Origin of the sequence: Pseudomonas sp. OTU750018 (genome assembly GCF_011636575.1) — a bacterium.
In the GTDB taxonomy this organism is placed as follows: Bacteria; Pseudomonadota; Gammaproteobacteria; order Pseudomonadales; family Pseudomonadaceae; genus Aquipseudomonas; species Aquipseudomonas peli.
This window is the reverse complement of sequence record NZ_JAAPAU010000001.1, coordinates 1040055-1065190: the sequence shown is the minus strand read 5'-3', so window position 1 is coordinate 1065190 and position 25136 is coordinate 1040055. Positions and strand designations below refer to the sequence as shown.

20 protein-coding genes are annotated in these 25136 nt (G+C 61.1%); 12 read left to right on the top strand and 8 right to left on the bottom strand.

The features are described 5' to 3' along the window. Positions 1 to 5: 5 nt before the first annotated feature. Positions 6 to 1727, top strand: a complete 1722-nt coding sequence (locus tag HCI85_RS05135; RefSeq protein WP_167142642.1) for a fructose-specific PTS transporter subunit EIIC — start codon at positions 6 to 8, stop codon at positions 1725 to 1727. Between the two features lie 27 nt (positions 1728 to 1754). On the opposite strand, the gene HCI85_RS05130 is transcribed toward HCI85_RS05135, so the two are convergent. Further along, positions 1755 to 2534, bottom strand: coding sequence for a TatD family hydrolase (locus HCI85_RS05130; protein ID WP_167142639.1), 780 nt, complete (start codon positions 2532 to 2534; stop codon positions 1755 to 1757). 49 nt (positions 2535 to 2583) lie between these two features. Here HCI85_RS05130 and HCI85_RS05125 point away from each other — a divergent pair, with 49 nt between their 5' ends. Further along, the gene (locus HCI85_RS05125; RefSeq protein ID WP_241693729.1) at positions 2584 to 2970 is read left to right on the top strand and encodes an endonuclease domain-containing protein; all 387 of its coding nucleotides are present in this window, start codon (positions 2584 to 2586) and stop codon (positions 2968 to 2970) included. A gap of 121 nt (positions 2971 to 3091) precedes the next feature. On the opposite strand, the gene HCI85_RS05120 is transcribed toward HCI85_RS05125, so the two are convergent. Then, entirely contained in the window at positions 3092 to 4675 is a 1584-nt protein-coding gene (locus HCI85_RS05120; RefSeq protein ID WP_167142636.1) for a peptide chain release factor 3, read from the bottom strand. 476 nt (positions 4676 to 5151) lie between these two features. Here HCI85_RS05120 and HCI85_RS05115 point away from each other — a divergent pair, with 476 nt between their 5' ends. The 9 genes from HCI85_RS05115 (at position 5152) to HCI85_RS05075 (ending at position 18488) form a co-directional block, all read left to right on the top strand. Further along, positions 5152 to 6315, top strand: a complete 1164-nt coding sequence (locus tag HCI85_RS05115; RefSeq protein WP_090249249.1) for a type III PLP-dependent enzyme — start codon at positions 5152 to 5154, stop codon at positions 6313 to 6315. Between the two features lie 241 nt (positions 6316 to 6556). Continuing rightward, positions 6557 to 8878 (top strand): TonB-dependent receptor, encoded by a 2322-nt coding sequence (locus HCI85_RS05110; protein WP_167142633.1) that lies wholly within the window; start codon positions 6557 to 6559, stop codon positions 8876 to 8878. Between the two features lie 228 nt (positions 8879 to 9106). Continuing rightward, positions 9107 to 9787 carry a Fe2+-dependent dioxygenase gene (locus HCI85_RS05105; RefSeq protein WP_160085504.1) on the top strand — a complete coding sequence of 227 codons (681 nt, stop codon included), beginning with the start codon at positions 9107 to 9109 and terminating at the stop codon, positions 9785 to 9787. A gap of 5 nt (positions 9788 to 9792) precedes the next feature. Continuing rightward, entirely contained in the window at positions 9793 to 10911 is a 1119-nt protein-coding gene (locus HCI85_RS05100) for an alpha-hydroxy acid oxidase (RefSeq protein WP_167142630.1), read from the top strand. 90 nt (positions 10912 to 11001) lie between these two features. After that, positions 11002 to 13212: a TonB-dependent receptor gene (locus tag HCI85_RS05095; protein WP_167144280.1), complete on the top strand. Its 2211-nt coding sequence runs from the start codon at positions 11002 to 11004 to the stop codon at positions 13210 to 13212. Positions 13213 to 13598: 386 nt separating this feature from the next. Continuing rightward, positions 13599 to 16124, top strand: coding sequence for a PepSY domain-containing protein (locus tag HCI85_RS05090; RefSeq protein WP_167142627.1), 2526 nt, complete (start codon positions 13599 to 13601; stop codon positions 16122 to 16124). Positions 16125 to 16171: 47 nt separating this feature from the next. Then, positions 16172 to 16915 (top strand): 5-oxoprolinase subunit PxpA, encoded by a 744-nt coding sequence (locus HCI85_RS05085; RefSeq protein ID WP_167142624.1) that lies wholly within the window; start codon positions 16172 to 16174, stop codon positions 16913 to 16915. Then, positions 16912 to 17589 (top strand): 5-oxoprolinase subunit PxpB, encoded by a 678-nt coding sequence (gene pxpB / locus HCI85_RS05080; RefSeq protein WP_167142621.1) that lies wholly within the window; start codon positions 16912 to 16914, stop codon positions 17587 to 17589. Before HCI85_RS05085 ends, pxpB begins: the two co-directional genes overlap by 4 nt. Then, the gene (locus HCI85_RS05075) at positions 17586 to 18488 is read left to right on the top strand and encodes a 5-oxoprolinase subunit C family protein (protein WP_167142618.1); all 903 of its coding nucleotides are present in this window, start codon (positions 17586 to 17588) and stop codon (positions 18486 to 18488) included. Before pxpB ends, HCI85_RS05075 begins: the two co-directional genes overlap by 4 nt. Here HCI85_RS05075 and lnt read toward each other — a convergent pair. The 5 genes from lnt to miaB all read right to left on the bottom strand — a co-directional run bounded on the left by lnt (position 18485) and on the right by miaB (position 23888). Next, positions 18485 to 20005, bottom strand: a complete 1521-nt coding sequence (gene lnt / locus HCI85_RS05070) for an apolipoprotein N-acyltransferase (RefSeq protein WP_167142615.1) — start codon at positions 20003 to 20005, stop codon at positions 18485 to 18487. The genes HCI85_RS05075 and lnt overlap by 4 nt on opposite strands. Positions 20006 to 20106: 101 nt before the next feature. Then, the gene (locus tag HCI85_RS05065) at positions 20107 to 20946 is read right to left on the bottom strand and encodes an HlyC/CorC family transporter (RefSeq protein ID WP_090249233.1); all 840 of its coding nucleotides are present in this window, start codon (positions 20944 to 20946) and stop codon (positions 20107 to 20109) included. Between the two features lie 54 nt (positions 20947 to 21000). Then, on the bottom strand, positions 21001 to 21459 hold the full coding sequence (ybeY, locus tag HCI85_RS05060; protein ID WP_167142612.1) for an rRNA maturation RNase YbeY: 459 nt from the start codon (positions 21457 to 21459) through the stop codon (positions 21001 to 21003). Continuing rightward, positions 21452 to 22456: a PhoH family protein gene (locus HCI85_RS05055; RefSeq protein WP_167142609.1), complete on the bottom strand. Its 1005-nt coding sequence runs from the start codon at positions 22454 to 22456 to the stop codon at positions 21452 to 21454. Before HCI85_RS05055 ends, ybeY begins: the two co-directional genes overlap by 8 nt. An 88-nt stretch (positions 22457 to 22544) precedes the next feature. Further along, entirely contained in the window at positions 22545 to 23888 is a 1344-nt protein-coding gene (gene miaB / locus HCI85_RS05050; RefSeq protein ID WP_167142606.1) for a tRNA (N6-isopentenyl adenosine(37)-C2)-methylthiotransferase MiaB, read from the bottom strand. A gap of 135 nt (positions 23889 to 24023) precedes the next feature. On the opposite strand from miaB, the gene HCI85_RS05045 reads away from it, so the two are divergent. Continuing rightward, positions 24024 to 24347, top strand: a complete 324-nt coding sequence (locus tag HCI85_RS05045) for a DUF1820 family protein (RefSeq protein ID WP_167142603.1) — start codon at positions 24024 to 24026, stop codon at positions 24345 to 24347. 161 nt (positions 24348 to 24508) lie between these two features. Here HCI85_RS05045 and HCI85_RS05040 read toward each other — a convergent pair whose 3' ends face one another. Beyond that, positions 24509 to 25060, bottom strand: coding sequence for a tetratricopeptide repeat protein (locus tag HCI85_RS05040; protein WP_090249223.1), 552 nt, complete (start codon positions 25058 to 25060; stop codon positions 24509 to 24511). Positions 25061 to 25136 lie beyond the last annotated feature (76 nt).

The following is a 25136-nucleotide window of genomic DNA, read 5'->3' as shown; positions in this document are numbered from 1 at the left end:
TGACCATGAATCTGCTGATCATTACCGCCTGCCCCAATGGCCAGGTCACCAGCGTGTTGTGCTCGCGGCTGCTGCAGGCCGCCGCCGAACGCCTGGGGTGGAAGGCCAAGGTTGAGGTTCAGGATGCGCGGGCTATCGGCTCGCCATTGAGCGCGGCGGATATCGCTACGGCTGACCTGGTACTGGTGGTGAAAACCGGCGAGCTGCCGCTGAGTCGTTTTGTTGGTAAGCGCCTGGTGCAGTCCACGCCCGCTGATGCCTTGGCTGACCCGCAACGCTTCCTGCGTGAGGCGGCTGAACGCGCTGAGCCCTATGTCGAAGAGGCTGCGGTTGCCAGCAGCGTGCGACGCTTGGTTGCTGTGACCGCCTGCCCCACCGGTGTGGCACACACGTTTATGGCAGCCGAAGCCTTGCAGCAGGCGGCGGCGCGCATGGGCATCGTGCTGCAGGTGGAGACCCGCGGCTCTGTCGGTGCACGCAACCTGCTGGATGACGCCACCATTGCTGCCGCCGACGCCGTTCTACTGGCAACCGATATCGAGGTGGACACTGCCCGTTTCGCCGGTAAGAAGGTGTACCGCTGCGGCACGGGTGTGGCGCTCAAACAGCCACAACAAACGCTGGAGCGTGCTTTTGCTGAAGCCCGCCCTCTGACGGGCGAACCGTCAGAGGCTAGCGCGAGCCCTTCCCCCAGCGAGAAAAATGGTCCCTACAAGCACCTGCTCACGGGTGTGTCCTACATGCTGCCGATGGTGGTGGCTGGTGGTTTGTTGATCGCCCTGTCATTTGTCTTCGGTATCGAGGCGTTCAAGCAGGAAGGTTCGCTGGCCGCCGCGCTGATGCAGATTGGCGGGGATGCGGCATTCAAGCTGATGGTGCCGCTGCTGGCCGGTTACATTGCCTATTCGATTGCCGACCGGCCGGGGCTGGCTCCTGGAATGATTGGCGGGCTGTTGGCCAGCTCCTTGGGCGCAGGCTTTCTCGGTGGCATCGTGGCCGGCTTTTTGGCGGGCTATTCGGCCAAGGCGTTGGCGCGTTGGGTCAAGTTGCCGACCAGCATTGAAGCGCTCAAACCCATTCTGATCATCCCGCTGCTGGCCAGCCTGTTTACGGGGTTGGTGATGATCTTTGTGGTCGGCAAACCGGTTGCCGGCATGCTTGCCGCGCTGACCGTGTTTCTCGACACCATGGGCACGTCCAACGCGGTGCTGCTGGGGTTGTTGCTTGGCGGCATGATGTGCGTGGACCTTGGCGGGCCGATCAACAAGGCCGCTTATGCCTTCTCGGTTGGCTTGCTGGCCTCACAGAGCTACGCCCCCATGGCAGCGGCCATGGCCGGCGGTATGGTACCCCCCATCGGCATGGCGATTGCCACCGTGCTGGCGCGGCACAAGTTCGCGCAAAGCGAGCGCCAGGCAGGCAAGGCCGCTGGTGTTTTGGGGCTGTGTTTTATCTCCGAAGGGGCGATTCCGTTTGCCGCCAAGGACCCGTTACGGGTGATTCCAGCGAGCATCGCTGGAGGCGCACTGACCGGTGCTCTGTCGATGTATTTCGGCTGCAAGTTGATGGCCCCGCATGGTGGCCTGTTTGTGTTGTTGATCCCCAACGCGATTAACCATGCGCTGTTGTACCTGTTAGCCATTGTTGCGGGCAGTCTGCTGACTGGGGTGAGCTATGCACTGTTGAAACGTGCGGACACTCAGCCTCTGGTTGAGGCGGCGGCATAAGCCCGCGACGTATGGTTTCGCCCCAGGTCAGTCCCAGCAAAACAACTCGGTGGCATTGCGGCTGCTGGCGCTGGCTAGCTCTTCGGCACTGATGCCGCGTAGCTCGGCCAGGGCCGCGCAGATGTCCGGCAGGTAGTCCGGGCTATTGCGCTGGTTGGGGTGCATGGACGGCGCCATATCGGGTGAGTCGGTTTCCAGCACGATGGCCTCCAGCGGCAATTGCGCCACCACTTTGCGCAGGCGCAATGCCTGCGGCCAGGTGGGGGCGCCGCCGAGGCCGAGTTTGAAGCCGAGCTTGAGGTATTCCCTTGCTTCTTCAGTGCTGCCGGCAAAGGCATGGATGATGCCGCCACGTGGTGGTTTGAAGCGTTTCAACGTGGCGATCGTCGCGGCATGGGCGCGGCGTACGTGCAGGAGGGTCGGTAGTTCGAATTCGCTGGCGAGTTTGAGCTGCGCCTCGAACAGCTGTTGCTGCCGATCGCGGTCCAGCTGCTCAAGAAAATAGTCCAAACCGAACTCGCCCACGGCGCAAAGCTTGGGGTGGCCGGCGCAGCGTGTCAGCCAGTCACGCAGTTCGCTCAGGTGTTCTGGCTGGTGTTCATCCAGGTACACCGGGTGCAGGCCGAACGCCGCATACAGGCTGTCTTCGGCTTGCACCAGATCCCACACCCGCTGCCAGTTGGCCTGATGCACACCCAGCACCACCAACCTCTCAATGCCACGGCTGCGGCAGCGGGTCAGTAGCTCGCTGCGATCCGCATCGAAATCGGGGAAATCCAGGTGTGTGTGGGTGTCGATCAGGCGCATGGGCTAGGGTTTGTTCAAATAGTGGGCTTTGCAGGGAGCAGGGTAGCTTATGGACGGGCTGATGAGGGAGCGTGCCAGAACGCTGCGGCGTGAGATGACCGAGGCAGAACGGTGTCTTTGGTATCTGCTGCGCGCCCATCGTTGCATGGGGCTTAAGTTCAAGCGGCAGAAGCCGTTGGGCCGTTACATCGTGGATTTCGTGTGCCTGGAGATAGGCCTGGTCATTGAGCTGGATGGTAGTCAGCATGCAGAGCAGACGGCCTATGACGAGCAGCGTGATGGCTGGCTACGGACGCAGGGCTTTGACGTTCTGCGTTTCTGGAATCATGAGGTGCTGCTGCAAACAGATGCGGTGCTGGAGCGGTTGCGCTTATGGGTGGAGCACAAGCGGCCCTCTCCCCCAGCCCCTCTCCCGCAAGCGGGCGAGGGGAGTTGACCGCGTAGCTTGTTGGATTAGTAATTCAGCCAATGATCGAGGCGGCGCTAGCGTATCTACAACCTGCTGCGTTCGGCCCCTCTCCCGCTGGCGGGAGAGGGTTGGGGAGAGGGTGGATGGCTTAGTGGTGTTCGCGAGTGGCGCGGAATTTCACGTCTGGCCAGCGCTCCTCCATCAGGCTCAGGTTGACCCGCGTCGGTGCCAGGTAGGTGAGGTGGCCGCCGCCATCCAGGGCGAGGTTTTCCACCGCCTTGTTGGAGAATTCCTCGAGCTTCTTCTTGTCGCTGCAGTCGATCCAGCGCGCCGACCAGACCGTGATCGGCTCGTAGGCACACTCGACCTTGTATTCCTCTTTCAGGCGGCTGGCGACCACGTCGAACTGCAGCACACCGACCGCGCCGAGGATGATGTCGTTGCTGCGCTCGGGGAAGAACACCTGCGTTGCGCCTTCCTCCGCCAGCTGCTGCAGGCCTTGGCGCAGTTGCTTGGATTTCAGCGGGTCCTTCAGACGCACGCGGCGGAACAGTTCCGGGGCAAAGTGCGGGATACCGGTGAAGCCCAGCGCTTCGCCTTCGGTGAAGGTGTCGCCGATCTGGATGGTGCCGTGGTTGTGCAGGCCTATGATGTCGCCAGCATAGGCCTCGACCAGCATCTCGCGCTCGCTGGAGAAGAAGGTCAGGGCGTCACCGATGCGCACATCCTTACCGGTACGCACATGGCGCATCTTCATACCCTGGCTGTATTTGCCCGAGCAGATACGCATAAAGGCGATGCGGTCGCGGTGCTTAGGGTCCATGTTCGCCTGTATCTTGAACACGAAGCCGCTGAACTTCTCTTCCACCGGCTCTACGGTGCGCTCGTTGGCGATGCGCGCCAGCGGTTTGGGCGCCCAATCGACTACAGCGTCGAGTACATGGTCGACGCCGAAGTTGCCCAGTGCGGTGCCAAAGAACACCGGGGTCAGTTGGCCGTCGAGGAACTCCTGCTGGTCGAACTCGTGGCAAGCACCCTGCACCAGTTCCAGCTGCTCGACAAAACGCTCGTACTCGTCTCCCAGGTGGGCGCGTGCCTCATCGGAGTCGAGGTGCTTGATGATCTTGGTTTCGGTGCGCTCGTGGCCGTGGCCCGGGGTGTAGACAATGATGTAGTCGTCGGCCAGGTGGTACACGCCCTTGAAGTCGCGGTAGCAGCCAATCGGCCAGGTGATCGGCGCGGCCTTGATTTTCAGTACCGCTTCGATCTCGTCGAGCAGTTCAATCGGGTCGCGGATATCGCGATCGAGCTTGTTGATAAAGCTGACGATGGGCGTGTCGCGCAAGCGGCAGACATCCATCAAGGCGATGGTGCGTGGCTCAACGCCTTTACCGCCGTCGAGCACCATCAGTGCGCTGTCCACGGCGGTCAGGGTGCGGTAGGTGTCTTCCGAGAAGTCTTCGTGGCCGGGGGTGTCGAGCAGGTTGATCATGTGCTCGCGATACGGGAACTGCATCACCGAGGTGGTGATGGAGATGCCGCGCTGCTTCTCCATTTCCATCCAGTCGGAGGTGGCATGGCGGTCGGACTTACGCGACTTAACCGTACCGGCCACGGCGATTGCCTTGCCCATCAGCAGCAGCTTCTCGGTAATGGTTGTTTTACCGGCGTCTGGGTGGGAAATGATGGCGAATGTACGGCGTTTGCCGACTTCGGTGGCCTGGATGCTCATTGTGCGGGAACCCGTCGACTGAATAGTCGGTCTGTCAAAAAAGGCGGCGATTATAACGGTAAACGTCGGTCAGCGCGGCGACCTGTAGTCAGTGCGCAAAACCTGGGTTTTTTCGCGCGTTGTGCAGCATTTCATGGCGTTTTGTTTTGAATATAAAACGTTCAATCAATAAGGCGACAAAGAGGAGCAAAAGCACGGCATTTTTGATTGATCTCAGCCCCCCATGGCCCTAAAGTTCGCGCCCGAACGTCCATGCTGGCAACGATCCATCCGGCTCAAGTACTGACGACGAGAGGCCCACAGGGTTCTCGGCGACATGCCTTGGGAAGTAGGCGAACCAAAGTGGGGAAACTGATCAGACGTTCTACCTGTGCGGGTTAGCCGCCAGGTCTCCCTAAATGGTGGGCAACGGGCTGCGTACGCAGCGGTTGCCTGACTAAAACTGTGTTAACGGGTTCAGCCAACTGGAGTTCCGCATGCCGATCAAGGTCGAAGACTATTACGCACCCGCTACGTTTCAGCGCATGAAGGCGTTTGCCGATACTCAGGAAACCCCGTTCGTGGTCATCGATACCGCGATCATCAGCCAGGCTTACGATGACCTGCGCGCTGGTTTCGAATTTGCCAAGGTGTATTACGCAGTCAAGGCCAACCCGGCGGTCGAGATTATCGACCTGCTCAAGGAAAAGGGCTCCAGCTTCGACATCGCCTCGATCTATGAGCTGGACAAGGTCATGGGCCGTGGCGTCAGCCCGGATCGCATCAGCTACGGCAACACCATCAAGAAATCCAAGGACATCCGCTACTTCTACGAGAAGGGCGTGCGCCTGTTCGCCACCGACTCGGAAGCTGACCTGCGTAATATCGCCAAGGCTGCGCCGGGTGCGAAAGTCTATGTACGCATCCTCACCGAAGGCTCGACCACGGCCGATTGGCCGCTGTCGCGCAAGTTCGGCTGCCAGACCGACATGGCCATGGATCTGCTGATCCTCGCCCGTGACCTCGGCCTGGTGCCTTACGGCCTGTCTTTCCATGTCGGCTCGCAGCAGCGCGACATCTCGGTATGGGACGCGGCGATTGCCAAGGTCAAAGTGATCTTCGAGCGTCTTAAAGAAGAAGACGGCATTGAGCTTAAGCTGATCAACATGGGCGGCGGCTTCCCGGCCAACTACATCACCCGTACCAACAGCCTGGAAACCTATGCCGAGGAAATCATCCGTTTCCTCAAGGAAGACTTCGGCGATGACCTGCCGGAAATCATCCTTGAACCGGGCCGCTCGCTGATCGCCAACGCGGGCATTCTGGTCAGCGAAGTGGTGTTGGTGGCGCGCAAGTCGCGTACCGCGGTCGAGCGTTGGGTGTATGTCGATGTGGGCATGTTCAGTGGCCTGATCGAAACCATGGGTGAAGCGATCAAGTTCCCGCTCTACACCGAGAAGAAGGGCGAGATGGAAGAGGTTGTCATCGCGGGGCCGACCTGCGACAGCGCTGACATCATGTACGAGAACTACAAGTACGGCCTGCCACTCAATCTGGCCATTGGTGACCGCGTCTACTGGCTGTCCACTGGTGCCTATACCACCAGTTACAGCGCTGTGGAGTTCAACGGCTTCCCGCCGCTGAAGTCGTTCTACCTGTAATACGCAGGCTAAACGCTACGCAAAAAGGCACGGGCTCACCCTCGTGCCTTTTTTGTGTCCGCAATCTTCTGCCTCTGATCCGTCAGGTGCCTGCCGTTATTACAGGCGTGCGGGCCGTAGTTCTGGGCGTTTCGCCGTAACAATTTTGTTACAAACGAGTTTCTGTAAACGAGATGTAAAGATTGATTGAGAGTGCTTACTAATTAGAATTGCGCCAGATTTTTAAGCCTGAGCGATTCTCATGAACAACTACGATAAAAAGCGCAGAAGTCTCCCGCAACGCCGTCTGCTGGCCAGCGCCATCGGTTTTGCCATCGCATCCTGTGCCAGCCACAGCTTGGCTGCCGACGCCGATAAAACCCCGGTTGAGCTGGGCAGCGTCACGGTTAAAGGTCAGCAGGACGACGGCTACAAGGTCGATAAGGCCTCCTCGCCAAAGCAGACTGCAGCGCTGTTGGATACGCCGCAAACCTTCAGCGTGATCCCTGAAGCGCTGTTCAAGGAGCAGGGCGCGCGCAACCTGACTGACGTGCTCAGCAACACGCCTGGTATCAGCTTCAATGCCGGCGAGAACGGCTTTGCCAGTGGCACCAACAATTTCAGCCTGCGTGGTTTCGACACCAGCGGCAGCATCTTTATCGACGGTGCGCGCGACAACGGTAGCTACACCCGCGATGTCTTCAACGTCGAGTCGGTTGAAGTGGCCAAGGGCCCGGCGGCCGATAACGGCCGGGGTGGCGCCGGTGGTTACGTCAACCTGGTGACCAAGACGCCGACCCTGGAAGAATTCATCGGTGGCGGCATCAGCTATGCCTTCGACCAGTACGATTCCGAGGCGCGCAAGCGCATGACCCTCGATACCAATCAGGTGATCAACGACAGCACCGCAGTGCGCCTCAACCTGCTGCTGGAAGACAGCGGTGTGGCCGGGCGTGAGCACGCCGAGAAGAACAGCTGGGGCATCGCACCTTCGGTAGCGTTTGGCTTGGGCACCGATACGCGCGCGATCTTCGCCTATGAGCATGTGCAGATGAATGATCGTCCTGATCTTGGGGTGGCCGGGGTGGCGCTGCGCGACAAACTCAAGGGTGCCGGCACGCCCTATGACCCGTCTGTTTGGTCGGCGGACCGTGACACGTTCTTCGGCCTCAAGTCGGATTTCGACGACACCACCAGCGATGCATTGCTGTTTCGTATTGAGCAGGATCTAGGTGCTGTCACCACGGTGAGCAACCAGACACGCCTGGCGCGGGTGGATCGTCAGGCGCGGTTTACCCATGTGCTGGATGACGATAACAATGCCAATGCCGCGCTGGTCAATGTGCAGCGTCAGCAATACGACCGGGTCAACACGTCCCTGAGCAACATCACCAACCTGTCCACCCAGTTTTCGACCTGGGGTATTGCCCACAACCTGTCCACTGGACTGGAGTTGACTCACGAGAAGTCCGAGTCGCTGGCATTCGCTTCACAGACCCTGCCCGGCCTGGTCAATGTGTTTGACCCGGACTGGTCGCGCAGTGTGCCGGCAGCACTGGCTCCGCGTGATCGCACCAAGGTGGATGTGGATACTGCCGCTCTTTATGTTTACGACACGCTGGAGTTCAACCCGCAGTGGCAACTCACCGGTGGCCTGCGCCTGGAGCAATACGAGGCCAGCATCAGCAGCCGTAACCTGAGCAGCGGGGCCGCTACGGCGGGCGATGGTTTCAATGACACCGAGTTGAGCCTGGGCGGCAAGCTGGGCCTGGTGTACAAGCCACTGCCGAATGGCAGCCTCTACACCGCGTATGGCGTTTCCACTCAGCCGCCAGGCTCCTACCTGTCGAACTCCGATATCTCGCGAGCCGACCAGGGGCTGCCCGCGCTGATCAAGGGGGCCGACCCGGTGCGTGCGCACAACTATGAAATCGGCACCAAGTGGGATTTCTTCGACAAGCGCCTCTCGACCGCGGCGGCGTTGTTCTACACCGTGAAGAAAAATGTGGCCATCACCGGGCTTGATGTTGGCCAGACCGGCAGCGCCACGCTCAAAGGGTATGGTGAGCAGGCCGTCAAAGGGCTGGAATTGAGCGCTTCGGGCAAACTCACCGATAACTGGAGCGTGTTTGGCGGCATCGTCTTTATGGACAGCGAACGTAAGCACAGCGCTTACCTGGATGACGTACGTCGTCGCGCCAATGCTGGGGATTACGGCACTGAACTGCGTACCAATGGCGACGAGCTAGCCTTTACGCCAAAAGTCTCCGGCAACCTGTGGACGACCTACCGCCTGCCGGTCGGGCTGACCTTCGGTCTGGGCGCGCAGCATGTCGGCTCGTCGTACCTGGGGCGTCCGGATGATGCCGAGCGTATGGTCGCCAATGGCCGCTTTGGTCGCGTGTCGAGTTACACCACCTTTGCAGCGATGGCTTCTTATGAAGTGAATGCCAATGTGGATGTGCGTCTGAACATCGATAACCTGACGGATGAGGAATATGTTGCCTCAGCCAACTGGCAAGGTCGCCGTGCTTTGTTGGGTGATCCACGCACTGTAACCCTGAGCACTGATTTCCGTTTCTAAGTCACATCAGGCAGCAAACAAACGCCCCGAATACCGATGGTATTCGGGGCGTTTTATTTTTCCGCTGCAGTGGTTGGCTGGGGCATTGAGGTGGAGGCTGAGCGCTTTTTATTGGGCTGGATCAACTGCCTCGGTGTGTGGCGCTGTCATAGTGCGCGCTAGCTATTTAGAATCATTTGCAACTGTTTGGTGGCGGTCGCTCAGGGCGGCCGGTGAGGAGAGCGAATCATGATGTTGAGCATTGCCGATGTGCTGACGCCCGAGCAGGTGCGGGAGTGCCGTCAGGCCTTTGAGCAAGCCAGTTGGCAGGATGGCCGCCTGACCGCCGGCCATCAGGCGGTGAAGGCCAAGGCCAATCAGCAGCTGGCGCAGGATGATCCGCTGGTGGTGCAGATTGGCGACTTTATTGTGCAGCGTTTGGGCAACCATCCGCAGTTCGTCTCGGCTGCCTTGCCGCTGAAAGTGTTGCCACCGCGCTTCAACCGTTACACCGGCGGCGGCACCTACGGCAATCATATCGACAACGCGATTTTCAGTGTGCCGGGCACGCCGCATCGAGTGCGCAGTGATCTGTCGGCCACGCTGTTTTTCAGTGATCCGGATGAGTACGAGGGTGGTGAGCTGGTGGTCGAGGATAGCTACGGCAGCCACAGCGTCAAGTTGCCGGCTGGTCATCTGGTGCTGTATCCCGGCAGCAGCCTGCACCGCGTCAATCCGGTAACCCGTGGCACGCGTTATGCGGCGTTCTTCTGGATTCAGAGCCTGGTGCGTGATGACACCCAGCGCGGCCTGTTGCTGGAGCTGGATCGGGCGGTGCAAGCGCTGACCCTTGAAGTGCCAGAGAGTGCTGAGCTGGCGCGGTTGACCGGGGTTTATCACAACCTGCTGCGCCAGTGGGCCAATACATGACCGGCATGCCGTTACCAAAACTGACGCAGATTCCGCCAAGTGTTGCTGCCGTGGCTGACTATGAACCCTTGGCCCGCGAGCGCATGAGCGCCCAGGCCTGGGCCTATATAGCGGGCGGCGCGGCTGATGAGCTGACCCTGGCGGAAAATCAGGCAGCGTTTCAGCGTATTCGTCTGCGTACGCGGGTGTTGGCCGATCTCAGTGGTGGTAACACCCATCTGCAGTTGTTCGGTCAGACCTTTACTCATCCGATTTTCCTCGCGCCGGTGGCGTATCAGCAGTTGGCGCATGCCGAGGGTGAGCTGGCTACGGTGCTGGCTGCGTCGGCTGTGCAGGCCGGCATGGTGCTGAGCACCCAGGCCAGTGTGTCCCTTGAAGCCGTGGCCGAGCAGGCGCATAACCCGCTGTGGTTTCAGCTGTATATCCAACCTGATCGAACCTTTACTGAAGCGTTAGTCAGGCGCGCCGAAGCGGCGGGTTATCAGGCGCTGGTGTTGACGGTGGATGCGCCGGTCAACGGCATGCGCAACCGCGAACAGCGCGCGGGCTTTTGTCTGCCCGGGGGCATTGAGGCGGTCAATCTGCGCGGCATGCAGCCATTGCGTGAGGAAGCTCCGCCTAGCGGTGGTTTGCTGCTCGGTGGTGCGTTGCTTGCGGCAGCGCCAGGCTGGGCGGATGTGCAATGGCTGCGTTCATTGACGCGTCTGCCGATCCTGCTCAAGGGCGTGATGACTGCCGAGGATGCGCGGCGTGCAGTGGCCGAAGGCGTCGACGGCATCATTGTCTCCAATCATGGCGGACGGACTTTGGACGGCCAGCCCGCAACCATCGAGGTACTGGCGGAAATTGCTGCTGCGGTGCAGGGGCAGGTGCCGCTGCTGCTCGATGGCGGTATTCGCCGTGGCACGGATGTGTTCAAGGCGTTGGCCTTGGGCGCTGATGCCGTGCTGGTCGGGCGACCCTATGTGTATGGCCTGGCAGCCGCCGGGGCGAGCGGGGTGGCGCATGTGGTACAGCTGTTGCGCGCTGAATTGGAAGTGGCGATGGCGCTGACGGGCTGTCGTGATCTGGCCAGTATTGGAAGCGAGTGCCTGCTGGACAAAAAACCACGAGGAGGGAACTAAATACGAATTAAGGTGTAAATACCTATTGCTTGATAATAGTTATCAATTAGAATCACGCCTCGTTTTTATCTGGGGGTGGTTCTCATGGGTATGGGTAAAAAAGCCGGCAGTCTGCCGCAGCGTCGTGTTCTGGCTTCGGCCATTGGTCTGGTCATCGCCTCTTGGGCGGGCGCAGGCCTGGCCGCTGAGCAAGCGCCGCAAAAAGCCAAGACACCGGTTGAGCTGGGCAGCGTAACGGTCAAAGGTGAGCAAACCGAAGACTACAAGACCGAAAGCTCGGCGTCGGCCAAGTACGCTGTGCCGCTACTCGATACCCCGCAGACCATCACCGTGGTACCGCAGGCGCTGCTTAAAGAGCAGAAAGCCCTGAGCATGAAAGAAGTGCTGGCCAACGTTTCCGGCATCACCTTCAACGCCGGTGAGGGCGGTGGTGGCTCGGGCGACAGCATCAACATCCGTGGCTTCAGTGCCAACGCCAACATGCAGATCGACGGCCTGCGTGACAGCTCGCAGAACAACCGTACCGATACCTTCAATATCGAAGCCGTTGAAGTCATCAAGGGCCCCAACTCGGTATTCGGTGGTTCCGGCACCACTGGCGGCAGCATCAACCAGGTCAGCAAACAGCCGCTCCAGCGTGACTTCACTGAAATTGGCGCCAGCCTGGGCACCGACAACTATCACCGCCTGACCCTGGACTCCAACCAGACCCTGGATGGCGTGGGTACCGGCAGCGCCATGCGTCTTAACCTGATGGCCCATGAGAACGATGTACCAGGCCGCGACTATGTGGATCGTCAGCGTTGGGGCATCGCGCCGTCGCTGCTGTTGGGCCTGAGCGATTCGACGCGTTTGACCCTCAGCTACCTGCATCAGAACGATGACAATTTGCCGGACTACGGCGTGCCCGCCTTCGATGGCAAGCGCTTGGCTGGTGTAGATCGCGATGCGTTTTTCGGCTGGAAGAACATCGACAAGGAAGAGATCCAGACCGATGCCTTCACCGTCAAATTCGAACACGATTTCAGCGACAGCCTGCGCCTGCAGAACCTCAGCCGTTACAGCCAGGTTAAGCGTGATACGGTCATTTCTGCATCCCACGTCAACCTGGCCGTCGCCCCGCCTGGTCGCTATCGTCCGGCAGGCCCGCAGGGTTATGGCCGTGATGTGACCAGCGAGATGTGGATCAACCAGACCAACCTGACCGCATATTTCGACACCTTCGGCCTGGGCCACACCCTGGTTAGTGGTGTGGAGATTTCGCGTGAAGATTACGATCGCAACACTTATAGCTATGGCTTGGATTTCGCCGGCCGCAGCTTCGATCTGGGTAACCCGCCGGGTTATTACACCGGGTCGATCAACAAAGCCCGCTCCGCTGAAACCAGCACTCTGTTGGAAAACGAAGCGGTCTATGTGTTCGATACCATTGCCCTGAATGAGCAGTGGGACCTGAGTCTAGGTCTGCGTTATGACTGGATCAAAGGTGACTCGAAGAACGTAGCGCTGCCAGCTGGCACCGGGACGCGCCTGGATTCGCGTGACAAGGAACTCAGCGGGCGTGCCGGTGTGGTGTACAAACCAGCCGCAAATGGCCGCATCTACCTGGCTTACGGCACTTCCTTCAACCCGGCCGCCGAAGCACTGGCATCCTCCGGTGCGCTGAACGCTGCGGCTGCTGATCTGGCTCCGGAAGAGAACGAAACCTGGGAGCTGGGCACAAAGTGGGAGCTGCTCAACAGCCGCTTGCAACTCGATGCCGCAGTGTTCCGCGTGGAGAAGACCAATGCCCGCGAAACCATGGTCGATGGCTCTACCCAGCTGGCGGGTGAGCAGCGTGTGCAGGGCGTCGAATTTGGTGTGACCGGTCGTATTACCGATCAGTGGAACGTCTACGCCAACTACACCTTCCTCGACAGCGAAACTCTCAAGGCTGCAGATACTGCTGCCGGTATTGCCCGTGAAGGTCAGGCGCTGGGCAACACGCCGCCGCGCTCGTTCAACCTGTGGACCACCTACGAGCTGCCAGCCGGCTGGCGTCTCGGTTACGGCGCGCGTTATGCCAGCGAGCGTAACGTGACCTCCAGTGATAACGCCAAACTGGATGCCTACTGGGTGCACAACGCCATGCTCGGTTATCAGGTCAACAAGGAGCTCGACCTGCAGCTGAACATGAACAACCTGTTCGATAAGGACTATGTGCAGAGCGTGCGCCAGAACGTCGGCCTCAATACCCGTTCTTCGGCTATCGAATACGGTGATGCGCGTTCGGCAGTTCTGTCGGCCACATACCGCTTCTAGCCACGCCAAGCGGCAGGCAGGCTGCGTAAGCCAGCCTGCCAGCCGATTGAGAAAACCCTGCTCGAGTATGTGCAGGGTTTTTGTGCGTTCGCTGACCGCTAACTGTTGCAAACAGCTGTGGCGGGATGTGCGCCGAGTGAATGGTTGTCGCAGCCGTCGCCGCGCGAGTGAGCTGCTCGGCTTAACGCAGGCTTGAATCGTCCGTGTCGTTCAACGAATCACGGCTTTAGGGCCGTTTGTGTGAGCGCTCACCTTGGGTAAAGAGTCGGTAAAGGTCGGCAGATGGCTGGTTATTGAAACAAATTATTAAATAGAATTGCTTCTCTTTGGCCGTTGCCGGTTTGTAGTGCGACTGCCTGTGTTCAACGCCGGTGATCGAGTTTCCCGTGTTAAAGAAAATTCTGTTCCAGCTGCATTGGCTGTTCGGTATCACAGCCGGCTTGGTGTTGGCCTTGATGGGTGTTACGGGTGCGGCCTACTCGTTTCAGGATGAGCTGATGCGTGCGCTCAACCCCGATGTGCTGAAGGTTGAGGTGCGTGACAGTGGCACGCTGTCGCCCGCCGAGCTGGTGCCTAAACTCGAAGCGGCCAGCCAGCAGCGGGTGGTCGGCCTGTGGTTGGAGGTCGAGGGTGACCGGGCTGCGCGGGTGTTTTTCGCACCGCCGCCTGGCGAGCGTCGTGGGCCGTCGCGTTACTTCGATGGTTACAGCGGTGAATTGCTAGCTGAGCCACGCGGGCAAGGGTTCTTCGACCTGATGCTGAGGCTGCACCGTTTCCTCGCCATGGGGGAATACGGCAAGCAGATCACCGCAGCCAGCACATTGATACTGGTGTTCTTCTGCCTTTCGGGGCTTTACCTGCGGTGGCCGCGTCAGGCGGGCAGCTGGCGTGCCTGGCTGACTCTGGATTGGGCGCGCAAGGGCCGCAGCTTCAACTGGGATCTGCACGCGGTGGCCGGCACCTGGTGCCTGGCGCTATACCTGCTGGCGGCGCTTACAGGGCTGTATTGGTCATATGACTGGTACCGTGAAGGTGCAACCGCGTTACTTAGCGTTGAGCCTGGTGGTCAGCAGCGCGGAGGCAAGCGCGGCCCGCCACCGGCCGGCGAGTTGCCGATAGTGAACTACCACGCCGTCTGGGAAGGCCTGCAGCGTGAGGCCGGCAGTCAGTTGAGCAGCTACAACCTGCGCTTGCCGCCAGTGGCTGGGCAGCCCGTGGCCGTATTCTACCAGCGTGATGATGCACCGCACGACCGTGCTTTCAACCAACTGGCGCTCGACCCTTTAAGCGGCGAGGCAGGTAAGCACACGCGCTACGAGCAACAGAGCTTTGGCGATCAACTGTTGACCAGTGTGTATGCCTTGCATGTGGGCAGCTATTTCGGCCTGACCGGGCGCATTCTGATGATGCTTGCCAGCCTGGCGATGCCGTTGTTCGCCATCACTGGCTGGTTGCTCTACTTGGATCGTCGGCGTAAAAAACGCGCGATGCTCAAGGCGCGTGGTGCGTTACAACCAAGCACGGGGCTGGGCGAGGGGTGGCTGATTGGCTTTGCCAGTCAGAGTGGTTTTGCCGAACAGCTGGCCTGGCAAACCGCCGGCCAGTTGCAGTCCGCCGGCCTTGCCGTCAGCGTGCAGCCCTTGGCCAAACTCAACGAGCAGATGCTGCGCCAGGCGCACAACGCGCTGTTTGTGCTCAGCACCTTTGGCGATGGCGAGGCGCCGGACAGTGCGCGCGGCTTCGAGCGCAGGCTGCTGGGGCAGGCGTTGCATCTGCCTAATCTGCGGTATGCCATGCTCGCCCTGGGGGATCGCCAGTATCAGCACTTCTGTGGCTTTGCCCAGCGGGTCCACGGCTGGCTGACTCAGCAGGGGGCGCGCAGTTTGTTCGAGCCGGTGCAGGTCGACGCTGCCGATGCGACAGCCTTGGCCCACTGGCAACGCCAACTCGGTGAGCTGACAGGCGCCCAGCCGCTGCCTCAAGCGGACACGCCGCCCTGCCTGTGGACACTAACGCGTCGCGAGCTGCTTAATCCGGGTAGTCAGGGTGCGCCGACATACCTGCTGGCACTGCGTGCTGAACAGCCGGTCGACTGGAGTGCCGGCGATATTCTCGACGTACCGCCGCGCCATAGCGATGCCACCGTGCAGGCCTGGTTGCAGGCCCATGCGCTGGACGGCAACCAGACGGTCAGCCTCGATGGCCTGACGCAGTCGCTGCAGCAGTCGCTGCGCGGCAAGCAGCTACCCGAGCAGTTCACCCACCTGGTCGGCTTGCACGCCCAGGCCATGCTGGATGCGCTGGTGCCGCTCGCTGCGCGCGAATACTCGATCGCCTCCTTGCCCAGCGACGGCGAGCTGGAGCTGATAGTCCGCCAGGAGCGGCATCGCGATGGCTCGCTCGGGCTTGGCTCCGGTTGGTTGACGGAAGGCGCGGCGCTGCAGGGCCAGTTGCTGGCGCGGGTACGGCGTAACAGCGCCTTCCATGCCCCCGAAGATGATCGACCGCTGCTCCTGATCGGCAACGGCACCGGCCTGGCCGGGCTGCGCAGCCTGCTCAAGGCGCGGATCATCGCCGGGCATCGGCAAAACTGGCTGCTGTTCGGCGAGCGTAATGCGGCGCATGACTTCTACTGCCAGGCTGAGTTGCAGGGCTGGCTGGCTACCGGTGAGTTGGCGCGCTTGGACCTGGCCTTTTCCCGCGATCAGGCCGCCAAGGTCTACGTGCAGGATCACCTGCGTGAGTCCGCCGAGCAGCTGCGTGAGTGGCTGGCCGAGGGCGCTGCAATCTACGTCTGCGGCAGCCTCGACGGTATGGCGGCTGGGGTGGATGCGGTGTTGCATGAGTTGCTCGGCGGATCCGCTGTCACGGCCCTGCGCGAAGAGGGGCGCTATCGCCGCGACGTGTATTAACGCGGCCAGGCTTCCCGCAGCGGTAATGCACCACTAAGCTTGTCGGCATGAAAAAAATCCTGCTGAACTGCGACATGGGTGAAAGCTTCGGCGTTTGGCGCATGGGCGATGACGTGCATGCGATGCCGCTGGTTGATCAGGCCAACCTGGCGTGTGGCTTTCATGCGTCCGACCCGCTGACCATGCAACGCACCGTCGCCCTGGCGGTGCAGCATGGGGTGAGCATTGGTGCGCACCCGGCCTATCCGGATTTGCTCGGTTTCGGCCGTCGGCATATCGCTTGCTCGCCAGAGGAGGTCACCGCGCTGGTGCTTTATCAGCTCGGCGCGCTGGATGCCTTCTGCCGCGCGGCCGGCATCCAGTTGGCCTACGTCAAACCGCATGGCGCGCTTTACAACGACCTTGTGCGTGACGATGCGCTGTTCAACGCGGTGCTTGAGGCCTGCGCCAGTTACCGCAAGGGCTTGCCGCTGATGGTGCTGGCGCTGGCCGACAACAGCCGTGAGCTGCGCCTGGCCGATGCCGCCGATGTGCCGTTGATGTTCGAGGCCTTTGCCGACCGTGCCTATCTGGCCGACGGGCAGTTGGCACCCCGGCGTTTGAGCGGCGCGGTGCACCATGATCCGCAGCGGATTTTCCAGCAGGCCCTGGCGATTGCTCAGGGTGAGCCGTTTGCCGATATCGATGGCAAGCCGCTGCAGCTGCGCGCCGACAGCCTGTGCGTGCATGGCGATAACGCCGACTCCCTGGCCGTATTGCGGCGTTTGCGGGCCAGCCTGGACGCCCTATGATCCGCCTCGAACCGGCCGGTGCCGAAGCGCTGCTGCTGGTGCTGGCCGAGCAGCCGGATGCGCAGTTGCCGCAACGGGTCGCCCTGTTGGCCGAGCGTATCCGTGGCGAGTTGGGTGAAGTGCTGACTGATCTGGTGCCGGGCTGGACCAGCCTGTTATTGCACTACGACCTGATGCGCACCGATCACTTGGAATTGGCCGAGCGGCTCAAGCCGCTGCTGGAGCACTGGCTCGCCGAGCCCTTTGTTGCACAGGCCGGGCGGCTGCATGAAATCCCTATCTTGTATAACGGTGAAGACCTCGCCGAGGTCGCGCGTCTGTGTCAGCTGAGCGGCGCTCAGGTGATCGAACTGCATGCCGCGAGCGAGTACCGCGTTGGCTCGATTGGTTTTGCTCCGGGCTTTGCCTACCTCGGTGAGCTGGATGCGCGCCTGGCCTTGCCGCGTCGCGCTACCCCGCGCATTGCCGTACCGGCCGGGAGTCTGGCGATTGCCGAGCGGCAAACAGCGATCTATCCACACAGCTCGCCCGGCGGCTGGCATCTGATCGGCCGTTGCCCCTGGTCGTTGTTCGACGCCGCGCGCACGCCGCCCTGTCCGCTGGCGTTGGGTGACCGGGTGCGTTTTCGCAGCATTGATGAGCGCGATTTTATTCGCGAAGGCGGTCAGCTATGAGCGGCCTGCGCGTGCTCAAGCCAGGGCCGCAAAGCCTGTTGCAGGATGCTGGGCGGCGCGGCTGGCAACACCTGGGCGTATCGCCCGCCGGGCCTCTGGATTGGCACGGCGCGGCCTGGGCCAATCATCTGCTGAACAATCCCTGGGGCACGCCGCTGCTGGAAATCGCCCTGGGCGGCGTTGAGTTGCAGGCCGAGGTCGACACCTGGGTGGCGGTGTGCGGCGCCCAGGTGCCGCTGAGCCTGGATGATCAGCCGCAGCCCTTGTGGACGCGCTTGCCGCTGCGAAAAGGCCAACTGCTGCGTCTGTGCTTTGCCCGCAGTGGTCAGCGCGCCTATCTGGCGGTTGCCGGCGGCTTTATCGCCGCACCGGTGTTGGGCAGCGTCAGCGTGCAGCTGCGCGAAGGGCTGGGGCAGGCGGTGCAGGCCGGGGATCTGCTGGCTTGTCGGCCTGCGCACTTCACCCGCGGCGCCAGCGTGCCCTGGCCCTACCTGCCGGATTACCGCTGCAAACCTTTACTGCGGGTAATTACCGGCGGCGATGCGGCGAGTTTCGAGGAAGACCAGTTGCAGGGCTTTTTCGCCCAGACCTGGCAGCTCAGCCCGCACTCCGATCGCATGGGCGCGCGGCTGCTCGGTGAGGCCGTGCAGCCGCCTGTGCGGCTGTGGTCATTGGGGGTTGGCCGGGGGGCGATTCAGGTGCCGCCGGATGGCCAGCCGATTATCCTGCAGGCCGACCACCAGAGCATGGGCGGATACCCGCTGCTCGGTTGGTTGCATCCGCTCGATCAGGGACGCCTTGCGCAATGCCCGGCGCACCATCCGCTGCGCTTCACCCCGGTCAGCATCGGCGATGCGCAGGCTGAGCTGCGCGAGTTCTACCGATTTTTTCGTCGTTAAAGCGTTTTAGCCATACGGCTGGCCATCAACGCCCAGGCAAATAGCCCCAGGCAGATAATCAGCATGGGCCAACCACGCCACTGCAGATAAGGCGTGAGCCCCTGCATCGGTTGCACCTGGCCATAGAGCACTGCCTGTTCGAACTGCGGCAGTTGTGTGGTGATCTGGCCTTGCGGGTCGATCAGCGCGGTGACGCCGTTGTTGGTCGCGCGGATCATCCAGCGACCGGCTTCTAGGGCGCGCATCTGCGCCATCTGCAAGTGCTGCAGCGGGCCGATGGAGCGGCCGAACCAGGTGTCGTTGCTGATGGTCAGTAGCAGGTCGCTCTGCGCGGCCAGGCCGGCGGAAAATTCCGGGTAGACCACTTCGTAGCAGATAAACGCGGCAATCGAATGGCCCTTGGCTTGCAACAGGCTCTGCTCGGCGGAGCCGCGGGCGAAGTCGGACATCGGCAGGTCGAAGAAGGCGATCAACCCGCGCAGCACTTCCTGCAGCGGCACGTATTCACCGAAAGGCACCAGCTTTTGCTTGAGGTAATCGCCGCTGCCCTGGCCGACCACGCTGATGCCGTTGTAGTAGCGCTGCTCGCCACGCTCGTTGCTTTGGCGAATCGGCACGCCGGTAATCAGTGCGGCATTTCGCTCATTGGCGAAGCGATTGATCATGCCCAGGTAGCCCTGAGCGCGGTCCTTGAGCACCGGGATGGCGGTTTCCGGCCAGACGATCAGGTCGGTCGGTTTGGCGCTGAAGGTCATGTCGCGGTACAGCGCGAGCTGCGCGTTGAGCTGCTCGGGGTCCCACTTCATGTTCTGTTCGATATTGCCCTGCATGGCCGACACGCTCAGCGGCTCGCCCAGCGGCTGGGTCCATGCGTGATTCTTGAGCGCGAGGCCGGCGATCCACGGGGCGACTAACAGCACCACGCCGATGGCGAGAAACGCCTTGCGCGCGCGCAGTTGCGCCAGATTTACCAGCAGCGCGGCGCTTAGCGCCAAGGCAAACGACAGCAGCCACACGCCGCCCACCGGGGCTAGGCCAGCCAGCGGGCCATCCAGCTGGCTGTAACCGGCATACAGCCAGGGGAAGCCAGTGAGAAACCAGCTGCGGAAGGCTTCCTGCGCCAGCCACAGGGCAGCGAAGGCCAGTGCGTCGGCCAGCGGTGCTTCGACCCGGCGTAGCCAGCGCGTCCAGACCCAGGCGCTAAGGGCGAACAGTAGACCGAGGCCGCCGACAAACAGTAGGGTCAGAAAGACCGCCAGGGGCGGCGAGGCCGCGCCGTAATCGTGGATGCTTACGTACACCCAGCTGGTGCCGGCGGCGAACAGGCCAAAGCCATAACTCCAGCCACGCAGCACTGCCTGGCGTGGCGTGAGGTCACGCAGGCCGAGGTAGAGCAGGGCGATGGAGAGGATGGCCAGCGGCCACAGGTCATAAGGCGCCAGCGCCAGGGGCGTGATAGCGCCTGCCAACAGCGCGATCAGGTTGCCGGGCCAGCCAGGTCGGGTTATCCAGTGCATTGCATGCAGGTCCTTGGATTGAGGTGGCGCAAGGGTAAAGCGGCAGAGCAGGCGGGGGAAGTGTTGCGAACCGGCCACCCTTGGAGGTGGCCGGTTTTGGATCAATTACTAACCGGGCTCAGGCGCAGCAGATGGATGCGGCGACTGTCGGCGTTGAGGACGCGGAAGCGGAATTCGCCGATCTGGGTGACTTCGTTGCGCTTGGGCAGGTGGCCGAAGGCGCTCATCACCAGACCGCCGACGGTATCGAACTCGTCATCGGAGAATTCGGTATCGAAGGCTTCGTTGAAGCTTTCAATCGGCGTCAGCGCCTTGACCAGAAAATCGCCGGAAGGCAGTGGTTTGACGTAGCTGTCTTCCTCCACGTCGTGCTCGTCTTCGATATCGCCGACGATCTGCTCCAGCACGTCCTCGATGGTCACCAGGCCAGCAACACCGCCGTACTCATCGATCACCACGGCCATGTGGTTGTGGTTGGCGCGGAACTCGCGTAGCAGCACATTGAGGCGCTTGGACTCGGGTACGAAGGTGGCCGGGCGCAGCAGGTCCTTGATATTGAAGTTGGGCTGTTCGCCCGAGAGGATCAGCGGCAGCAGGTCTTTGGCCAGGAGGATGCCAACCACATCGTCGAGGCTCTCGCCCACCACGGGATAACGCGAGTGCGCGGCCTCGATAATCGAGGGCAGAAATTCCTTGGGCGTCTGGTTGGCCTTGATGCTCATCATCTGCGAGCGCGGCACCATAATGTCGCGAACCTGCAGGTCGGCGACCTGAATTGCACCTTCAACGATGGCCAGTGCTTCGCTGTCGAGCAGCTTGTTCTGATGCGCTTCGCGCAGCACTTCCAGCAATTCCTTGCGGTTTTTCGGCTCATGAGCAAAAGCCTGGGTCAGTCTGTTAAACCAGGACTTCTGCTCGTTGCTCGATCGGTCTTCGCTCATGGTGGTTACTCAGGAACCTTTTGTAATTTCAGTTGGGTTTGCGTGGAGGGGTATTTATTCGTGGTCGGCGTAAGGGTCGGGATGACCCAACTCAGCCAGCAATTCTCGTTCCAGCGCTTCCATCTCCTCGGCTTCCTCATCCTCGATGTGGTCATAGCCAAGCAGGTGCAGGCAACCGTGGATCACCAGATGCGCCCAGTGCGCTTCGCTGGTTTTAGCTTGTTCCTGGGCTTCGCGCTCAACCACTGGCACGCAGATCACCAGATCACCGAGCAGCGGTATATCCAGCATCTCGTCCGGCACATCGGCAGGGAAGGATAGTACGTTGGTGGCGTAATCTTTATGACGCCAGGTGTGATTGAGCTCGCGGCCTTCGGCTTCATCGACCAGGCGAATGGTCAGCTCGGAGTCGGCGGTGCGCTGGCGCAGGGCGATCTCGCACCAGGCGCGAAACTGCTCCTCGCTCGGCAGGGAGGCGGCGTCGCTGGCGATCTGCAGGTCAAGCTCAAGCATTGCGATCATCCTGCTCGTCATCCAGCTTGCCGTGCATGCGATTGTCGTAGCGCTCGTAGGCTTCGACGATGCGCTGCACCAGTGGGTGGCGCACCACGTCCTTGGGCTTGAAGTGGGTAAAGCTGATGCCCGGAACGTCACGCAGCACGTCGATCACGTGGGTCAGGCCGCTTTTGGTGCCGCGTGGCAGGTCGACCTGGGTGATGTCGCCGGTGATCACGGCGGTGGAGCCGAAACCGATGCGAGTAAGGAACATCTTCATCTGTTCCAGTGTGGTGTTCTGGCTTTCGTCGAGGATGATAAAGCTGTTGTTCAGGGTGCGGCCGCGCATGTAGGCCAGTGGCGCGACTTCGATCACCTGTTTCTCGATCAGCTTGGCCACCTGTTCGAAGCCGAGCATCTCGTATAGCGCGTCGTACAGCGGGCGCAGGTAGGGGTCGATCTTCTGCGACAGGTCGCCGGGGAGGAAACCGAGCTTCTCGCCGGCCTCTACCGCCGGGCGTACCAGCAGGATGCGGCGAATCTGCTCGCGCTCCAGGGCGTCCACGGCGCAGGCCACCGCCAGGTAGGTTTTACCCGTGCCGGCTGGGCCGATGCCGAAGTTGATGTCGTGGTCGAGGATGGCTTTGACGTAGCGCTGCTGATTTGCGCCGCGTGGGCGAATCATACCTTTGCGGGTGCGCAGGGCGACGCTGGCTTCGACGGTCGGGTTGCTCATTTCCTCGATGCCAGACTCCTGCAGAAACAGGTGCACCAGGTCGGGCGACAGTTCGGTGTTTTCGGCTTCGCGGTAGAGGCGGCGCAGCAGCTGTTCGGCTGCGCGGGTCTGGCCAGCGGTGCCGACCAGTTCGAACTGGTTGCCGCGGTTGCGCAACTCGATGCCCAAGCGCTGTTCGATCAGACGCAGGTGCTCATCAAATTGGCCGCACAGGTTAGCGAAGCGGCGAGCCTCAAAGGGTTCAAGGATAAAGCGGAGTGGTTCTATGGGTGCGTTCAAGGTCGTGTGATGGCCGCCAGTCGGCTGGGGTAGTGAAACGAAGAATAGCGCTAGCGGCCGCGAGGGGGAAGCTCGGGCCGCTGCGGCTTTAGTTGCAGACGGTTTCGCTGAGCAAAGTGCCGCGCAGCGAGTTGGGCATGGCTTCGTCGATATACACGTCGACAAACTGGCCGATCAGGCGCGGGTTGTCGCTGCGGAAGTTGACCACCCGATTGCTCTCGGTGCGGCCCTGGAGCATGCCAGGGTCCTTCTTCGAGTAATCGTTGACCAGGATGCGCTGCACAGTGCCGGCCATGCGTCGGCTATTTTCGAAGCCCTGCTGGGTGATGCGGTGTTGCAGCAATGCCAGGCGCTGTTTTTTCAGCTCCAGCGGGGTGTCATCGGGCAGGTCGGCCGCCGGGGTGCCAGGGCGCGCGCTGTAGACGAAGGAGTAGCAGAAGTCGAAACCGACATCCTCGACCAGCTTCATGGTCTGCTCGAAGTCCTTCTCGGTTTCACCGGGGAAGCCAACGATAAAGTCCGAGCTGATCAGGATGTCCGGCACGGCGGCGCGCAGCTTGCGGATGCGCGACTTGTATTCCAGTGCGGTGTGGTTGCGCTTCATCGCTGCGAGAATGCGGTCGGACCCCGATTGCACCGGTAGGTGCAGGTACTTCACCAGTTCGGGAATTTCGGCGTGGGCCTGGATCAGTGCGTCGGAGAACTCCAGCGGATGGCTGGTGGTGTAGCGAATGCGGTCGATACCGTCGATGGCCGCTACGGCGTAGAGCAGCTCGGCGAAGTCAGCAATTTGCCCATTCTGGGTTGCGCCACGGTAGCCGTTGACGTTCTGCCCGAGCAGGGTGATTTCGCGCACGCCGTGTTCGGCCAGGTGAATGATTTCACCCAGCACGTCGGCCATGGGGCGGCTGACTTCTTCGCCACGGGTATAGGGCACCACGCAGAAGGTGCAGTACTTGCTGCAGCCTTCCATCACCGACACGTAGGCGCTGGGGCCGTCGACACGTGGTTCGGGTAGGCGGTCGAATTTCTCGATCTCGGGGAAGCTGATGTCGACCTGGGCGATCTTGGTGGTGCGCGCGGCGTCGATCATTTCCGGCAGGCGGTGCAGGGTCTGCGGGCCGAAAACCACGTCGACGTAGGGCGCGCGATCACGAATCGCCGCGCCTTCCTGGCTGGCTACACAGCCGCCGACGCCAATCACCAGGTCGGGGTTGGCAATTTTCAGTTTTTGCCAGCGGCCGAGTTGCGAGAACACCTTGTCCTGGGCTTTTTCACGGATCGAGCAGGTGTTGAGCAGGATGATGTCAGCGTCTGCGGCCTTCTCGGTGACTTCCAGGGCTTGATGTTCGCCCAACAGGTCAATCATGCGCGAGCTATCGTACTCGTTCATCTGGCAACCGTGGGTTTCGATATAAAGCTTCTTGGTCATGCGCGCTCAAAAAGGGTGATTCGAAGAACCGCGCATTATAGGGAGCTAGTGCCAGGGTTCCTAGCGTTGGCTGCTAGGCGGCTATGCTATGATCCGCGCCCTTTCAATTAACCCATCGGTACGAACTGCATAGCCATGAGCAAGCGCGAACCCATCTACAAGGTGATTTTCCTCAACCAGGGTCAGGTGTACGAGATGTACGCCAAACAGATCTTTCAAAGCGATCTGTGGGGCTTTCTGGAAGTGGAGGAGTTCGTCTTCGGCGAGCGCACCCAGGTGGTCGTCGACCCCAGCGAGGAAAAGCTCAAGGCACAGTTCGATGGCGTGGTGCGCAGTTTTATCCCCATGCACGCGATCATCCGCATCGACGAAGTCGAGCGCCTGGGCACGCCGAAGATCAGCGAAGCCAAGGGCGGCGGCAACGTGATGCCGTTCCCTATGCCCATGCCGGAAAAGTAAGGACCTGCATACGATCTGCTGCGCGTCGGCCCTGCTGCGTTAAAAACAGCCTCAGAATGCTCATGTACAAAAGTACACTCCGCTTCCTCGTCTGTTTTTGCCTTGCATGACTCTAGCTCGCGAGATCTTAAACAGTGTCTAAGCGTGTTAGATGGGTTGAATCAGGGCAGCGGGGCGAACGGTGAGGTAAGGGTGTCGGCGTTCTGCAACTCCAGCAGGTAGTTGCGGAAGATTTGCCCGAGCACCTGGCTGGCGATCTCCAGCTCATCACGGGGCATCTGCGCGGCAATCAGGTCGGCGCTGTCCATGGCTTCATCCGAGCCATTCACCGCCGCCATCTTCAGCACGATATAAGCCTGCACGGCGTTTGCTTGTACGCCTTCGCCGCGGAAAAACATCATGCCCAGGCGGTACTGCGATTGCGCATGGCCTTGCAGTGAGGCCTGCTCGAACCATTTCAGCGCCTGGCTGAGATCACGTTCGACACGCTTGCCGTCGTAATAGAACTCGCCCAGTTCAAACTCTGCCTGCAGATCGCCATTGAGTGCAGCTTGCTCGCAGGCTTCGACAGCAGCGGGTAGTTCTTCGGGGGCGGTGTTGAGTGAGCAGCTGCCAAGCGCGGGGATCAGCAAGGAATTGCCGCTCGCCGAGGCAAGCAGTGGCAGCAGGAGCAACAGGCAGCCCAGAGACAGGGTGCGGCCGGTGCGTTTCATGAAAATCCGTTTACCTCGGGATGCACAACAGGCGATGTGCCTGGCCGCCGTAACGCGGCAGCCATCACATTATGAA

Bases quoted from the DNA above. Each gene is read 5' to 3' on its own strand.
- HCI85_RS05135 (WP_167142642.1), top strand. From the start codon at position 6: ATGAATCTGCTGATCATTACCGCCTGCCCCAATGGCCAGGTCACCAGC.
- HCI85_RS05130 (WP_167142639.1), bottom strand. From the start codon at position 2,534: ATGCGCCTGATCGACACCCACACACACCTGGATTTCCCCGATTTCGAT.
- HCI85_RS05125 (WP_241693729.1), top strand. From the start codon at position 2,584: ATGGACGGGCTGATGAGGGAGCGTGCCAGAACGCTGCGGCGTGAGATG.
- HCI85_RS05120 (WP_167142636.1), bottom strand. From the start codon at position 4,675: ATGAGCATCCAGGCCACCGAAGTCGGCAAACGCCGTACATTCGCCATC.
- HCI85_RS05115 (WP_090249249.1), top strand. From the start codon at position 5,152: ATGCCGATCAAGGTCGAAGACTATTACGCACCCGCTACGTTTCAGCGC.
- HCI85_RS05110 (WP_167142633.1), top strand. From the start codon at position 6,557: ATGAACAACTACGATAAAAAGCGCAGAAGTCTCCCGCAACGCCGTCTG.
- HCI85_RS05105 (WP_160085504.1), top strand. From the start codon at position 9,107: ATGATGTTGAGCATTGCCGATGTGCTGACGCCCGAGCAGGTGCGGGAG.
- HCI85_RS05100 (WP_167142630.1), top strand. From the start codon at position 9,793: ATGCCGTTACCAAAACTGACGCAGATTCCGCCAAGTGTTGCTGCCGTG.
- HCI85_RS05095 (WP_167144280.1), top strand. From the start codon at position 11,002: ATGGGTAAAAAAGCCGGCAGTCTGCCGCAGCGTCGTGTTCTGGCTTCG.
- HCI85_RS05085 (WP_167142624.1), top strand. From the start codon at position 16,172: ATGAAAAAAATCCTGCTGAACTGCGACATGGGTGAAAGCTTCGGCGTT.
- pxpB (WP_167142621.1), top strand. From the start codon at position 16,912: ATGATCCGCCTCGAACCGGCCGGTGCCGAAGCGCTGCTGCTGGTGCTG.
- HCI85_RS05075 (WP_167142618.1), top strand. From the start codon at position 17,586: ATGAGCGGCCTGCGCGTGCTCAAGCCAGGGCCGCAAAGCCTGTTGCAG.
- lnt (WP_167142615.1), bottom strand. From the start codon at position 20,005: ATGCACTGGATAACCCGACCTGGCTGGCCCGGCAACCTGATCGCGCTG.
- HCI85_RS05065 (WP_090249233.1), bottom strand. From the start codon at position 20,946: ATGAGCGAAGACCGATCGAGCAACGAGCAGAAGTCCTGGTTTAACAGA.
- ybeY (WP_167142612.1), bottom strand. From the start codon at position 21,459: ATGCTTGAGCTTGACCTGCAGATCGCCAGCGACGCCGCCTCCCTGCCG.
- miaB (WP_167142606.1), bottom strand. From the start codon at position 23,888: ATGACCAAGAAGCTTTATATCGAAACCCACGGTTGCCAGATGAACGAG.
- HCI85_RS05045 (WP_167142603.1), top strand. From the start codon at position 24,024: ATGAGCAAGCGCGAACCCATCTACAAGGTGATTTTCCTCAACCAGGGT.
- HCI85_RS05040 (WP_090249223.1), bottom strand. From the start codon at position 25,060: ATGAAACGCACCGGCCGCACCCTGTCTCTGGGCTGCCTGTTGCTCCTG.